The organism is Pseudomonas sp. 7SR1 (assembly GCF_900156465.1).
In the GTDB taxonomy this organism is placed as follows: Bacteria; Pseudomonadota; Gammaproteobacteria; order Pseudomonadales; family Pseudomonadaceae; genus Aquipseudomonas.
The window spans coordinates 4,934,094-4,948,784 of record NZ_LT707064.1 but is presented as its reverse complement, the minus strand read 5'-3'; the positions used below and the strand labels follow the sequence as shown (position 1 = coordinate 4,948,784).

The window sequence follows — 14,691 nt, the reverse complement described above, 5'->3', positions numbered from 1 at the left end:
CCCTCATCGCGAGCAAGCTCGCTCCCACAGGAATCGGGAGCGGGCCTCAATGAGCTGACTACTTGGGATACCCAGCGCGTTTCATCTCGCGTTCGGTGGTGGACTGCGCGGCCGTCAAGGCCTGGTCCACGGTCTGTTGTCCGGTCAGCGCGCCGGAAAAGAACTTGCCTACCTGGGTGCCAATGGCCTGGAATTCGGGGATGGTCACCAACTGAATGCCGACATAAGGCACGGGCTTGAGGGTAGGGGCTTTCGGGTCGGCGACTTTCAGCGACTCCAGCGTCACCTTGGCAAACGGTGCGGCCTTCATGTACTCATCGCTGTACGTCGAGGTGCGGGTGCCTGGCGGTACGTTGGCGATGCCGTCGGTCTTGGCGACCAATTGGCCGTATTCCTTGGACGTCGCCCAGGTGGTAAAGACCTTGGCCGCGTCCTTGGCTTTGGAGCTGGTGGGGATGGCCAGGGACCAGGAGTACATCCATGAGGTGCCCTTGTCGGTTTTTTCCCGGGGGGCGAAAGTGAACCCGACGTGATCGGCCACCTTGCTCTGGGTCTTGTCGGTCACGAACGAACCGGCCACGCTGGCATCGACCCACATCGCGCACTTGCCGCTGTTGAACAGCGCCAGGTTCTCGTTGAAACCGTTGCTGGAAGCACCCGGAGGGCCGGATTTCTTCATGTTGTCGACGTAGAAGTTCAGCGCATCCTTCCACTCGGGGCCATTGAATTGTGGCTGCCATTTCTCATCGAACCAGCGCGCGCCAAAGCCGTTTGCCAGGGTCGTGATCAGGGCCATGTTCTCGCCCCAACCGGCCTTGCCCCGCAGGCACAGGCCATACTGTTCCTTGGATTTGTCGGTGAGTTTTTCCGCGAACTCGCCGATCTGGGTCCAGGTCGGGCGTTCGGGCATGGTCAGCCCAGCGTTCTTGAACAGGTCGGTGCGGTAATAGGTGATCGAGCTTTCGGCGTAGAACGGCAAGGCGTACAGCGTACCCTTGACCGACAGGCCATCGCGCACGGAAGGGAAGACGTCGTCCAGGTCGTAGGAAGCCGGCAGGTCCTTCATGGGTTCCAGCCAACCCTTGGCGCCCCACAGTGCGGCTTCGTACATGCCAATGGTCAAGACGTCGAACTGCCCGCCCTGGGTGGCGATGTCGGTGGTCAGGCGCTGGCGCAGGACATTTTCTTCAAGCACCACCCAATTCAACTTGATGTCCGGATGCTCTGTCTCGAAGGTCTTCGAGAGTTTCTGCATGCGGATCATGTCGCTGTTGTTGACGGTGGCAATGGTGAGGGTCTGTGCGCCGAAACTGACGCTGCTGAAGGTCAAGCAAGTGGAGACAAGCAGGGTTTTTGCCAAAGGTTTCATCGCGCACTCCTTTTCTGCGCCCGGCAGGCTGCAGAAGGACAGTTATTGTTTTTAGTCTTCCGATGAAAGGAAGGATGTGCGCTGATTACAGCCTTCAATGGGCGGCGTGACAAATCATCCGTCGCACTTATGCTGATACTTTTTTGCAGTGCATGCGGTTTCAGCGAAGTTTGTCTGTCGGGAAGGATTCGTCCATGTGCGGAAGATTGAATCTGTATGTAGGAGATTAAATCTGTGTAGGAGATAAATCTGTGGCGTGGCGAGGGGATTTATCCCCGCTGGGCTGCGAAGCGGCCCCCGGTTCTTTCTGACCCACCTCAGTGTTGGATTGATATGGGGAGCGCTGTCGCGCCCCCGGCGGGGATAAATCCCCTCGCCACAGGTCACTCCGGCCCCTGATCCTGCCTCACCGGGGCAGGAAAGTGTCAGCCCTGGTTCTGCTCGGTCAGCCGCTGTACCGCCAACCGTCGGTAGTGGGAAGGGGTCATGCCCTTGAGCTGCTGGAACCTGCGGTTGAAGTTGGAAATGTTGTTGAAGCCCGATTCGAAGCACACCTCCGTCACCGGCTTGTCGCCATCGGCCAGCAACTCGCAGGATTTGCTGATGCGCAGCCGATTGACGAACTCGATGAAACAACGACCGGTGGCCTGCTTGAACACCCGGCTGAAATAGGTGGGTTTCATGCCCAGGTGTTCGGCGACTTCTTCCAGCGTCAACTCCCGGGCGTAGTGGGCGAAGATGTAATCCACGGCGCGGTTGGTGCGGTCGACGCTGTGCTCGTCGGCCATCTGCGAAGAGGTGGCGCCGGAGAGCAACTGATAGTCATCCGAGGTGGCCAGCAACTCCATCAGGATGAAGAAATAGCCCAGGCGGCTCATGCCCTGGGAATCGGCGATCCGCTGCATCAGGATCGTCGCCTGGCGGATGGTGCGCTTGCAGCGGAACTCGATACCGTACCGGGCCCGTTCCAGCAGCGGGGCGATGGTCTTGAGCTCGGCGAATACCTGGTGGCCGCTGTCGAACAGCTCATCGGTGAAATTCACCAGCATGTCACGCTTGGGCACCACTTCATTCTCGGCCACCTGGCTGATCCAGTTGTGGGGCACGTTGGGGCCGGTGAGAAACAAGGTCTGCGGGTAGAAGTTGCCGATGTAGTCGCCAATGAACACCTTGCCGGAGCTGGCAACGATCAGGTGCAGCTCATATTCCTTATGGAAATGCCAACGCACCAAGGGGCACGGAAAACCATGCTGGCGATAGATGATGGACAGTCCGTTATGGTCATCCATCAACTCATAGGAAGGGTCGGTGACTCTCGCTGTTCGGGTCATAGGCCTGCGCTTTTGTTTTTATCGCTGCTGGATAATGCCCCTATCGCCGTAGCGGTGCCAGCCCGCCGAGGGTACCGGTGGTCGCTGGGTCATGTACGTGGCGAAAGAGGGTTGCACAGTTGCCTATGATCGAAACGCGGTCGAAAAGGTTCATGCAGGACACTCTCGATCTGCAGCGGCCTTCACTGGTTGCGATTCTTCTCCTCGATCCACTGGGACATGTATTGGGTGCTTTTATGCTGGTGGTGCCGCAGCATGCTGCCGGTGAAGTTGTCCCGACGCCGTTGTGCAAGGTTGGAGCGGCAGGCCTGGATGCGCTCGATCAACGCCGGGGCGTGGACCTGCCGGCAATAACGGCTCGCCAGTAGCGCGAAGCCATCGTCCCGGGCCTGAGCCCAGCGCGCCGGATCGCTATACAGCTGCACGGCAGCCCCGGCGAGCGCTTCTGCGCTGCTGGCCACCACCCCGGGCCACGGCAGGCCGCCGTGCATGGCTTCGGCGCCGACGGGGGTGGTGACATTCGGCGTGCCGCACAGCATGGCATCGATCAGCTTACCCTTGATGCCGGCGCCAAAACGCAGCGGCGCCAGGCAGATGCGTGCCGCCGACATCACCTGCAGGGCATCTTCGGCCCAGTTCATGATATGAAAGCCCTGGGCCGGATTGTGCAGCGCGGCTGCCTTTGGCGGGGTGTAGGCGCCATACAGGTGCAGTTGCGCGCCGGGCAATTGCTGGCGGATCAGCGGCCAGACGGCATTTTTCATCCAGAGCACGGCGTCCCAGTTCGGTGCATGGCGGAAGTTGCCGATGCTGAGGAAATGCGCCCGGTCTTCGTAGGGCACGGCCGGCGCGGCTGGCATGTCCAGCATCAGCGGGCACCAGAGCAGCAGGTCGCGGGGCAGTCCGAAATGTTCAACCAGCAGCTCGATTTCGAACTCGGACACCATCAGGTTCAGGTCGCAGCGGTACAGCGCGGCGATTTCCCGCTTCGCCATGTCCGTGTCGGCCATCAGTCGGAATTCTTCATGCAGGGCCGGTGCGAACAGGTCGCTGAAATCCTGGGAAGCACTGTCCGTCTTCAAACGCTCCTTCAAGCGGTGATGCCGGGCGTGGCGCAGGCTCTGCAGGTCGGACGTCTCGAGTACCCGCAGGGCATCGGGGCAATGTTTCTCGACCCGCCAGCCGAACTGCTCTTCCATCATGAACTGGTCGAACAGCACGATATCCGGTGCCAGTTCGCTGATGAATGCATCGAAGCTGCTGTGGTTGAGTTCGATCGCCACCTCACGGATGCCCAATGCCAACAGGTCGGCGCGGTTCTCGCCAGGCCTGGCGGGGCTGCTGAAGGTAATCTCCCAACCTTGCCCGAGAAACGCTTCGAGGATCTGCATGACGTGTCCGCCGGCGGCCGATGAGCGCGGCTCGGGCCAGACGTAGCCGATGACCAGGACCTTCAAGGAGGGAGGGAGAGGCATGAGCAGGGCATTTCCTTTGGCAATCAGGCACAACGGCGCAGGGGGCGCCGATAGTGACCAGAAATCCCTTGCGGCTCAAGGCAGAATGCTTTTGACCTTGTCGCGTAGCTGATCGATGGAAAATGGCTTGCCGATGACCGCCATGTTGTCAGGCACGTCGATGCTTTCGGCATAGCCGCTGGCGAACAGGATCGGCAGGCCGGGGCGTACCGCGCGGGCCTGTTTGGCCAGCTCGCGGCCATCCATTACGGGCAGGCCGACGTCCGTCATCATCAAGTCGATGGCCTGGTCGGGGTTGCGAAGCTGCTCCAGCGCCTGTTCACAGCCGTCCGCCTCGAGCACCTGGTATTCGAGTTCTTCCAGCACATCGACGATCAACATGCGGACAATGTCGTCATCTTCGACGACAAGAACGGTGATGGCGGTGCCAGGAGCGGGGGTGGACATGGTCATTATTCTCGGAAAATAAATCGGAAGCGGCAAAAAGGCCTTATGCATGAGTAAATGGCGAGGTGTGACAAGTTCCCTGGGGTGTACAAGAAAGGATCTATAGTACAAGAGCCGACAAGGATAGTCGCTTCCTTGCCATTGGGCGGCTCGCCCTGGGAACTGCGTCCTTGCCTCGTCAGAAATGTGGATCCAAGCCATCACTTTCGGGCACACTCCACGGTTTTCAACTGTTTGCCAAGGCCTTTTTCCATGACTCCTTCGTCTTCGGTCGACGAGCAAAGTTTTCGCAAGCTCCTGAGCCGCAATATCAGCCTGCCGCTGGGCATCGGTGCCCTCAGTGCGGTGTTCTTCATCGTGCTGGTGACCTACCTGCTGTCGGTGATCCAGTGGGTCGGTCATACCGACCGGGTGATCAATAATGCCAACGAAGCGCTGAAGCTCAGCGTGGACCTGGAAACCGGCATGCGCGGTTACCTGCTGAGCGGTGACGAGCATTTTCTCGACCCTTATGAAGTCGCCAAGCCGCGCATCGCCGTGGCGTTGGAAACGTTGTTGGAATTGACAGCCGACAACCCTACCCAGACCGATCGCCTGCACAAGGTGCAAGCGTTGCAGACGGAGTGGGCCAACTACGCCCAGAGCATGATCGACCTGCAGCGCAGCAGTGGCGATTATCGCGGTGCGGTGAAGGCCGGGCGTGGCAAGCGCCTGACGGATGAAATCCGCAAGTCCTTCGAAGAAATCATCGATACCGAGCAGCGATTGCGCACGGAGCGCAACGACAGGGTCCGTTCCACCACGCTCTGGAGCATCACCCTGTACCTGATGTTCGTCGCCGCTGTCAGTGGTCTGCTGGCCTATGTCGGGCGCCGCGACCTGTTGAATCTGTCCAGTCAGTACGCCGCCAGCCTCAAGATTCAGCAGCAGAGCGCGTTGCACCTGGAGAAGCAGGCCTGGTTGCGTACCGGCCAGACCCAACTGGCCGAGCAGGTGCTGGGGCAATTGACCCTGAATCTGCTGGGTCGCAACATCCTGCAGTTCTGTGCCCGTTATCTGGATTGCGCCGTCGCGGCGTTGTATGCCCGTGAAGAGAATGGCGTGCTCAAGCGGGTCGCCAGCTATGGATTGTCCCGAGAGGACGCGGAAAAGGAGCAGTTGATCGCTCCTGGAGAAGGCATCGTCGGCCAGGCCGCCCAACAGGGGCGCCTTATCCGCCTGGATAACGTGCCCAAGGATTACCTGAAAGTCAGCTCGGGGCTCGGCAAAGGCTTGCCCAACAGCGTGCTGGTGGTGCCGACCAGCGACGATGACCGGGTCAACGGCGCCATCGAGCTGGGATTCCTGCGTCCGTTGACCGAACGCGACGTTGAACTGCTGGAGCGGATCTCCGGCAGCATCGGTACCTCCATAGAAGCCGCCCGCTATCGCCAGCGGTTGCAGGAAGTACTGGCTGAAACCCAGCAGTTGAATGAAGAGTTGCAGGTCCAGCAGGAAGAGCTCAAGACGGCCAACGAGGAGCTGGAGGAGCAGTCGCGCATCCTCAAGGAGTCCCAGGCGCACCTGGAAGCCCAGCAGCAGGAACTGGAACAGACCAACGAGCAACTGGCCGAGCAACGCGACGCCATGGACCAGAAGAACAGCGAGCTGAACCTGGCCCAGCTGCAGTTGCAGGAACGCGCCGAAGAGTTGCAGCGCTCCAGCAAATACAAGTCCGAGTTCCTTGCCAACATGTCCCATGAGCTGCGCACGCCGCTCAACAGCTCGCTGATTCTCTCCAAATTGCTGGCAGAGAATCCGCAGCAGAACCTCAGTGAAGAGCAGGTCAAGTTTGCCGAGTCCATCTACTCCGCCGGCAACGACCTGCTGAACCTGATCAATGACATCCTCGACATTTCCAAGGTGGAAGCCGGCAAGCTGGAAGTCCGCCCGGAGAACACCAGCGTGCCGCGCCTGGTGGACAGCCTGCGGGACCTGTTCACGCCGCTGGCGGCCGACAAGGGCCTGGACTTCGAGGTGCAACTGCTGCCGGACGCGCCGTCGATGCTGTACACCGACCGCCAGCGCCTGGAGCAGATCATCAAGAACCTGCTGTCCAACGCGGTGAAATTCACCGAGCAGGGTTCGGTCTGCCTGACCGTCAGCGGCCAGCCGGACTCGGGCATCGCATTCATGGTGCGTGACTCCGGGATCGGCATCAGCGCGGACCAGCAGCAGAGTATCTTCGAAGCGTTCCGCCAGGCCGATGGCACCACCAACCGCCGGTATGGCGGCACCGGCCTGGGGCTGTCGATTTCCCGGGACCTGGCGACCCTGCTGGGCGGCTCGATCTCGGTGTCCAGCGAGCCGGGACAGGGCAGCGTGTTCACCCTGGTCCTGCCCGAGCGCTATGTCGAGCCTGGGAACGCCCCAGTGGAGCCACCGACGTTCATCCCCTCGTCCAGCCTGCCTGCCCCCGTGACCGCCGCGCCTGCTTCTGTGACGGCTCCCCCGGTGGCCGAAGTGGAAAGCCCCATCGCCCGGTTCGCCGACGACCGGGACAAGGCCCCGTTCGCCACCCGCTGCATCCTGGTGATCGAAGACGAGGCCCGGTTCGCCCGGATCCTTTTCGACCTGGCTCACGAACTGGGCTACCAGTGCCTGGTGGCCCACGCTGCCGACGAAGGCTTCGACCTGGCCTTGCAGCTCAAGCCCGATGCGATCCTGCTGGATATGCGCCTGCCCGATCACTCCGGCCTGACCGTGCTGCAGCGGCTCAAGGAACAACCCGAGACCCGGCATATCCCGGTGCATGTGATTTCCGTCGAAGATCGCGTCGAGGCCGCGATGCACATGGGGGCTATCGGCTATGCCGTCAAGCCGACCACCCGCGAAGAGCTCAAGGACGTGTTCGCGCGCCTGGAAGCCAAGCTGACCCAGAAGGTCAAGCGAGTGCTGCTGGTGGAGGACGATGACCTGCAGCGCGACAGCATCACCCGCCTGATCGGCGACGACGACATCGAGATCACGGCCGTAGGCCTGGCCCAGCAAGCCCTGGACCTGCTGCGGGACAACGTCTACGACTGCATGATCATCGACCTCAAGCTGCCGGACATGCTGGGCAACGATCTGCTCAAGCGCATGTCCACCGAGGAAATCTGTTCCTTCCCACCGGTGATCGTCTACACCGGACGCAACCTGACCCGCGATGAAGAAGCCGAGCTGCGCAAATATTCGCGCTCGATCATCATCAAGGGTGCCCGCTCGCCAGAGCGGTTGCTGGACGAGGTGACACTCTTTCTGCACAAAGTCGAATCCCGGTTGTCCCATGAACGACAGCGCATGCTCAAGGCTGCCCGCAGCCGCGACAAGGTATTCGAGGGGCGCAAGGTGCTGCTGGTGGACGACGATGTGCGCAATATCTTCGCGTTGACCAGTGCCCTGGAGGCAAAAGGGGCGATCGTGGTCATCGGTCGCAACGGCTTCGAGGCGATCGAGCGGTTGAATGAGAACGAGGACATCGACCTGGTGCTGATGGACGTGATGATGCCGGAAATGGACGGTTTCGAAGCCACCGCGCTGATCCGCAAGGACCCGCGTTGGCGCAAGCTGCCCATCATCGCCGTGACGGCCAAGGCCATGAAGGATGATCAGGAGCGTTGCCTGGCGGCGGGTTCCAACGACTACCTGGCCAAGCCGATCGACCTGGACCGTCTGTTTTCACTGATTCGCGTGTGGTTGCCGAATATGGAAAGAATTTAGTGGAACGTGACACTGACATTGAGCTTCGGTTGTTGATCGAAGCGATCTACCTCAAGTACAGCTATGATTTCCGGGATTACTCCGGTGCTTCCATCAAGCGCCGGGTACTGCATGCCCTGAGCCAGTTCGAATGCCGGACCATTTCGGCGCTCCAGGAACGGGTGCTGCACGACCCGGGCATTTTCATGCAGCTTTTGCAGTTGCTGACGATTCCGGTCAGCGAGATGTTCCGCGACCCGTCGCACTTCCTGGCTATCCGCGAGGAAGTCGTGCCGCTGCTCAAGACCTATCCTTCCATCAAGATCTGGATTGCCGGTTGCAGCACGGGGGAAGAGGTCTACTCCATGGCGATCCTGCTGCGGGAGGAGGGCTTGCTGGACCGTACCTTGATCTATGCCACCGATATCAATCCCAGGTCGCTGGAAAAAGCCAAGCAGGGCATTTTTTCCCTGGAAAGCGTCAGGAGCTACACCCAGAATTACCAGCGTGCCGGCGGGCGTCGATCGTTTGCCGACTACTACACTGCTGCCTACGATTACGCCATGTTCGACAAGACACTGTGCGAGAACGTGACTTTCGCTGATCATAGCCTGGCGACGGACAGTGTTTTTTCAGAAACACAGTTAATTTCCTGTCGTAACGTATTGATATATTTCAACAAGAAGTTGCAAGATCGCGCCTTTGGGTTATTCCACGAGTCGCTCTGCCACCGAGGCTTTCTTGTGTTGGGCAGCAAGGAAACCCTGGATTTTTCAACGTTCGGCAAGCAATTCGAGCCGTTGGTCAAACAGGAACGGATCTATCGCAAGTTATGAACCAGACGAGGGATGGGTCCTGGCCTGCGGTCGAGGCCATTGTGGTCGGTGCTTCAGCCGGCGGGGTCGAGGCGCTGCTCAAGGTGTTCGGGCAATTGCGCCCGGGCTTTGGCATACCTGTGCTGGCGGTATTGCACCTGCCCGACGAGCGTGACAGCCAATTGGCCCAGGTCTTCGGCCATCGCCTGGCGATACCGGTGGAGGAGGCGCGGGACAAGCAGGACATCCAGCCTGGCACCCTGTACTTCGCCACGCCGGGTTATCACTTGTCGGTGGAGGCCGATCGCAGCCTGTCGTTGAGCCTGGAGGCACCGGTGCATCATTCCCGGCCGTCCATTGACGTGCTGTTCGAATCCGCCGCCGATGTATACGGCCCGAACCTGCTGGCGGTCGTGCTGACGGGGGCCAATGACGACGGTGCCCAGGGCCTGGCCCGGGTCAAGGCCCTGGGCGGCGTCACGGTTGTCCAGGACCCCGCACAAGCCCAGGTCCCGACCATGCCCGAGGCGGCGTTGGCGCTGCACGAGCCGGACCACATCCTTACTTTACAAGGCATCAGCGAATTGCTGGCCGGGTTGGAATGAACGAGATGCCAAGAGAGATTCAAGCCAAACTGCTGATCGTCGACGATCTGCCGGAAAATCTGTTGGCTCTGGAGGCGCTGATCAAGGGGGACAACCGCGAGGTCTTCAAGGCGCTGTCGGCTGACCAGGCGCTGTCCCTGCTGCTGCAACACGACTTCGCATTGGCGATTATCGATGTGCAGATGCCGGAGATGAACGGCTTCGAACTGGCCGAACTGATGCGCGGCACGGAGAAGACCCGCAGCATTCCCATCATTTTCGTCAGCGCCGCCGGTCGTGAGCGTAACTATGCGTTCACCGGCTATGAGAACGGCGCGGTGGATTTCCTGCACAAACCATTGGACACCCATGCCGTCAGAAGCAAGGTCAACGTGTTCGTGGAGCTTTATCGCCAGAAAAAGGCTGTTAAGGAGCAGGTCGTTGCCCTGCAAGAGAGTCGCCGGGAACAGGAAGTCCTGCTGCAGCAGTTGCAGGCCACCCGCGGCGAACTCGAACAGGCGGTGCGCATGCGTGACGATTTCATGTCCATCGTGGCCCATGAGGTGCGTACGCCCCTCAATGGCCTGATCCTGGAGACTCAACTGCGCAAGATGCACTTGGCCCGGGACAATGCCGCGGCATTCAGCCTGGACAAGGTGAGGGCGATGGTCGAGCGCGACGAGCGTCAGATCAAGAGCTTGATCCGCCTGATCGAAGACATGCTGGATGTGTCGCGGATTCGTACCGGAAAACTGTCCATCCGTCCGACTCGTTTCAACCTGGGCACGCTGGTGGAAAACCTGCTGCGCAACTTCCAGCCGCAGCTCATGGCGGCTGAATGCTCGTTGACCTACACCGCCGAACCCTCGGTGGAAGGCCATTGGGATGAGTTCAGGATCGAACAGGTGGTGTCGAACCTTTTGACCAACGCGTTGCGCTATGGCGGCAAAGGTCCCATCGACGTGCGTGTCTACCAGACGCCTGAGCATGCCTGCGTCGAAGTCCAGGACCGCGGCATCGGCATCAGCGAAGAGAACCAGAAGCGCATCTTCCAGCAGTTCGAGCGGGTGACGTCCAAGGCTGTCTCCGCCGGCCTGGGGCTGGGGCTGTTCATTTCCGAGCAGATCGTGACCGCCCACGGTGGCACCATCACGGTCGACAGCCGCCTCAACGAAGGGGCCTTGTTTCGCGTTTGTCTGCCCCTGCAGAAAACTGTCGGGCCGACGCAACCTCTGAGTGACCCTACGGTCGTATCAGCAGCTATTGATCGAACAAAGGCTTCTCATGAGTGAAGATGCGCAAGATGTTGTACTGATCGTCGAGGACGACCCGTCGATCATGACGGTGTTGTCCGCCTACCTGTCGGGCGAAGGGTATCGGGTGCTGGAGGCCGAGAACGGTGAAAAGGCCTTCGAGATCCTGGCAAGCAAGCCCCACCTGGACATGATGATCACTGATTTTCGTCTGCCAGGCGGCATTTCCGGGGTACAGATCGCCGAGCCTGCCGTCAGGTTGCGCCCTGACCTGAAGGTGATCTTCATCAGCGGGTATGCCGCGGAGATCCAGGAAACCGACAGTCCCATCACCCGCACGGCCCCCATTCTGGGCAAACCCTTCAAGCTGGATGAGCTGCAGGCCATCATGCGCACCATGCTGTCCTGATCTTCATGCATCGCCGGTAAGTCCGGGCCGCTCAGGCCCGGATCATTTCCCGTACCTTGGCGGTCAGCAAGTCGAAGGTGAACGGCTTGGTGATCATCTGCATGCCCGGATCGAGGAAACCACCCCTTACCGCGGCATGTTCGGCGTAACCGGTGATGAACAGCACCCGCAGGTCCGGGCGTATCTGCCGGCCGATTTCCGCCAGTTGCCGCCCGTTCATGCCCGGCAGGCCCACGTCGCTGACCAGCAGATCGATGCGCTGGTCTGATTGGAGAATCGGTATCGCGCCATTGGCGTCGGCAGCTTCGAGGAACGTGTAGCCCAATTCACTCAGTACCGCGCTGACCAGCACCCGAACCGCCGGATCGTCTTCGACGATCAGCACGGTCTCGCCATCCTGGGCATGGGGGGTGTGCTGGGCATCGACCTTGGGCTCTTGCACCTCTTCACCCTTGAAGCGCGGCAGGTACAGGTTGACCGTGGTGCCCTGGCCGACAACGCTGTCGATGGTCACATGGCCGTGGGATTGCTTGCTGAAGCCATAGATCATTGACAGGCCCAGCCCGGTACCCTGGCCGATGGGCTTGGTGGTGAAGAAAGGGTCGAAGGCACGACTGACGACCGCCTCGGGCATCCCGCAACCGGTGTCCTGGACGCTCAATACCACGTAATCGCCGGGTTCGAGGTTGGTGTAGGCGTCGGTGAACCCGGTATCCAGGTACTGGTTGTAGGTCTTCACCACGAGTTTACCGCCATCGGGCATGGCGTCCCGGGCGTTGAGCACCAGGTTGAGCAGGGCGCTTTCCAATTGATTGGGGTCGGCTTCGGCGATCCACAGTTGATTGTCCAGGTGCATGTCCAGCCGGATGCTTTCGTTGAGGCTGCGTTGCAACAGTTCTCCCATGGACAGTACGAGGGTGTTCATCTGTACGGCCTTGGGGTCCAGCGATTGGCGACGCGAGAAAGCCAGCAGGCGATGGGTCAGGCCGGCGGCGCGGTTGGCGGAGGTCACGCCCAGGTCGATCAGGCTGTCCAGGTCTTCGGTGCGGCCGCGGGCGAGGCGGCGACGCAGCAGCTCCAGGCTGCCGATGATGCCGGTGAGCATGTTGTTGAAGTCGTGGGCGATGCCGCCGGTGAGCTGGCCCACCGCTTCCATTTTCTGTGACTGGCGCAGGGCTTCTTCGTTGTGGCGCAGTTGTGCGGTACGTTCCTCTACCTGCTGCTCGAGGGTTTCGAGGGTATTTTGCAGGCGCAATTCACTGTTGCTGAGGTCGATCAGGCGGTCCCGGGCTTCGTATTGCCTTCGGCGGCCGCGCAGGGCGGTGGTCACCAGGCTGACCAGGGTCACGGGGTGGAAAGGGCGTTCCAGGAAGGTCACGTTGCCCAGCTGCATGCCGATGCGTGCCGCCGGGTTCTGTTCCGGGCCACCGTGATGGGTCAGCAGGACGATGGGCAGGTCGGACCAGGCGGGCTGTTGTTCGATCTCCAGGAACAGCGTCTCCAAGTCCGGCCCCACCAGGGCCTCCGAGGAAATCACCAACAAGCCGGCGCCTTTCTCCAATTCTTCGCACAATTGCCCCAGATGACGGCAGATGAGGCCGGCAAAACCGGCTTCATTGAGGATCATCAAGGCAATCTGACTGTCCCTTCCCAGCGGGGCGAGGATCAACGCCCGCTCGGACAAGGGTTCCGCTAACGTCACTGGATGTCGTCCTTGAGCAACGGATTGTCCGCTCCCATGTAGGTTGGCACACCGCGCAATACACCCTGGAAGGCCTCCAGCGGCTCGCCGATGGTCATGCCCTGGTTGCCGATACGGTATTCGCGGATAGTGGATTCATGGCTGCCGGTGCGTTTCTTGATGATGGAGATCGCTCGGCGAACCTTGCCCAGCGCTTCGAAGTAACGCAGCAGGATCACCGTGTCGGCCAGGTAAGTGATGTCCACTGGCGCCTGCATGTCGCCCACCAGGCCGTGTTGCGCGACGGTCATGTAGGTCGCCGCGCCCTTGCGGTTGAGGTAGAGCAGCAGCTCATGCATATGCAGCACCAGGGCATTTTCCTCCGGCATGGCTGCCTGATAGCCGTTGATGCTGTCGATCACCACGGTCTTGATGTTGCCGTCATCGACGCAACGACGCACCCGGTGGGAGAACTCGCCGGGAGACAGTTCGGCGGCGTCCACCTGGTCGATCAATAACCTGCCGGTGTCCTGGAGCGCCTGCAGGTCGATGCCGATGTTTTTCATCCGCTCGTACAACAGGCCCAGTTCCTCGTCGAAGATGAATAGCGCGGCGTGCTCGCCACGATTCACCGCGGCAGCAGCGAAGATCAGCGCAATCAGCGATTTGCCGGTACCTGCCGGGCCCAGGATCAAGGTGCTGGAACCGGTTTCGATACCGCCGCCCAGCAAGGCGTCCATTTGTGCGATGCCGCTGGAGAGTTGCCGGCGGTTGTATTGCCCGCGGTGTTCGGCGGCCACCAGTCGTGGGAAGACGTGCACGCCGTCGGTCATGATGGTGAAATCATGGTAACCGCCGCGGTACTTCTGTCCGCGATACTTGACCACCCGGATCCGGCGTCGCTCGGCGCCATAGGTGGGGGTCAGTTCTTCCAGGCGAATCACCCCGTGGGCAACGCTGTGGACGGTCTTGTCCAGGGACTCCGTGGTCAGGTCGTCGAGCAAAAGCACCGTGGCGTCGTAGCGCACGAAGTAATGCTTGATCGCCAGGATCTGGCGGCGATAGCGCAACGAACTCTGGGCCAGCAGGCGGATCTCCGACAGGCTGTCGAGCACCACCCGGGTCGGCTTGACCCGTTCCACCACTTCGAAGATTTGCCGGGTGGCTTCCCCCAGCTCGAGGTCCGAAGAATACAGCAGGCTTTGCTGGTGCTCGGCGTTGAGCAGGCTTTCTGGCGGGGTCAGCTCGAAAATGACAATGTTGTCATCCATCTCCCAGCCGTGGGAGGCGGCACCCTGACGCAGTTCCCGTTCGGTTTCCGATAGGGTGATGTACAAGGATCGCTCGCCGGCCCGGGCGCCCGCCAGCAGGAAATGCAAGGCGACCGTGGTTTTGCCGGTCCCCGGTTCCCCTTCAAGCAGGAACACATGACCGCGGGACAGGCCACCGCAAAGGACATCGTCCAGCCCTTCAATGCCGGTAGCGGCTTTTGCGCTGATCAACTCGTTGGATGTAGACAAAAAGAGCCCTCTCATGACCAGGGAAGTGGGCGGCAGGCCGGGTAGAGCCTGAAATGAACCGCCTCATTACTTGACCGTTGGCGGCGA

General features: G+C 60.6%; 11 protein-coding genes. 5 read left to right on the top strand and 6 right to left on the bottom strand.

Annotated features, from left to right (window positions below; translation table 11 throughout):
* Nucleotides 1–58: 58 nt before the first annotated feature.
* The 4 genes from BW992_RS21800 to BW992_RS21785 all read right to left on the bottom strand — a co-directional run bounded on the left by BW992_RS21800 (nucleotide 59) and on the right by BW992_RS21785 (nucleotide 4,622).
* Nucleotides 59–1,369 (bottom strand): ABC transporter substrate-binding protein, encoded by a 1,311-nt coding sequence (locus BW992_RS21800; RefSeq protein WP_076407094.1) that lies wholly within the window; start codon nucleotides 1,367–1,369, stop codon nucleotides 59–61.
* Between the two features lie 425 nt (nucleotides 1,370–1,794).
* Complete coding sequence (locus tag BW992_RS21795) at nucleotides 1,795–2,700, bottom strand: AraC family transcriptional regulator (RefSeq protein WP_072391160.1); 906 nt, start codon at nucleotides 2,698–2,700, stop codon at nucleotides 1,795–1,797.
* A gap of 182 nt (nucleotides 2,701–2,882) precedes the next feature.
* The gene (locus BW992_RS21790; RefSeq protein WP_076407093.1) at nucleotides 2,883–4,175 is read right to left on the bottom strand and encodes a glycosyltransferase; all 1,293 of its coding nucleotides are present in this window, start codon (nucleotides 4,173–4,175) and stop codon (nucleotides 2,883–2,885) included.
* Between the two features lie 75 nt (nucleotides 4,176–4,250).
* Nucleotides 4,251–4,622, bottom strand: coding sequence for a response regulator (locus BW992_RS21785; protein WP_072391167.1), 372 nt, complete (start codon nucleotides 4,620–4,622; stop codon nucleotides 4,251–4,253).
* A 252-nt stretch (nucleotides 4,623–4,874) separates the two neighbouring features.
* Between BW992_RS21785 and BW992_RS21780 the strand changes: the two genes are divergently transcribed.
* The 5 genes from BW992_RS21780 to BW992_RS21760 are packed head-to-tail and all read left to right on the top strand — an operon-like array spanning nucleotide 4,875 to nucleotide 11,403.
* Nucleotides 4,875–8,363, top strand: coding sequence for a response regulator (locus BW992_RS21780; protein WP_072431103.1), 3,489 nt, complete (start codon nucleotides 4,875–4,877; stop codon nucleotides 8,361–8,363).
* A complete protein-coding gene (locus BW992_RS21775) occupies nucleotides 8,363–9,178 on the top strand; it encodes a CheR family methyltransferase (protein WP_072391175.1) in 816 nt (271 codons plus the stop codon). The genes BW992_RS21780 and BW992_RS21775 overlap by 1 nt, the downstream gene beginning before the upstream one ends.
* Nucleotides 9,175–9,762 carry a chemotaxis protein CheB gene (locus tag BW992_RS21770; protein ID WP_072391178.1) on the top strand — a complete coding sequence of 196 codons (588 nt, stop codon included), beginning with the start codon at nucleotides 9,175–9,177 and terminating at the stop codon, nucleotides 9,760–9,762. Before BW992_RS21775 ends, BW992_RS21770 begins: the two co-directional genes overlap by 4 nt.
* Before the next feature lie 5 nt (nucleotides 9,763–9,767).
* On the top strand, nucleotides 9,768–11,033 hold the full coding sequence (locus tag BW992_RS21765; protein WP_076407374.1) for a hybrid sensor histidine kinase/response regulator: 1,266 nt from the start codon (nucleotides 9,768–9,770) through the stop codon (nucleotides 11,031–11,033).
* Nucleotides 11,026–11,403, top strand: coding sequence for a response regulator (locus BW992_RS21760; protein ID WP_072391181.1), 378 nt, complete (start codon nucleotides 11,026–11,028; stop codon nucleotides 11,401–11,403). The genes BW992_RS21765 and BW992_RS21760 overlap by 8 nt, the downstream gene beginning before the upstream one ends.
* A 31-nt stretch (nucleotides 11,404–11,434) precedes the next feature.
* Here the strand turns inward: BW992_RS21760 and BW992_RS21755 are convergent, their stop codons facing one another.
* Both BW992_RS21755 and BW992_RS21750 read right to left on the bottom strand, forming a co-directional pair.
* Nucleotides 11,435–13,105, bottom strand: a complete 1,671-nt coding sequence (locus BW992_RS21755; protein WP_076407092.1) for a response regulator — start codon at nucleotides 13,103–13,105, stop codon at nucleotides 11,435–11,437.
* Nucleotides 13,102–14,604, bottom strand: coding sequence for an ATPase domain-containing protein (locus BW992_RS21750; protein ID WP_072391187.1), 1,503 nt, complete (start codon nucleotides 14,602–14,604; stop codon nucleotides 13,102–13,104). The genes BW992_RS21755 and BW992_RS21750 overlap by 4 nt, the downstream gene beginning before the upstream one ends.
* Nucleotides 14,605–14,691: the final 87 nt, after the last annotated feature.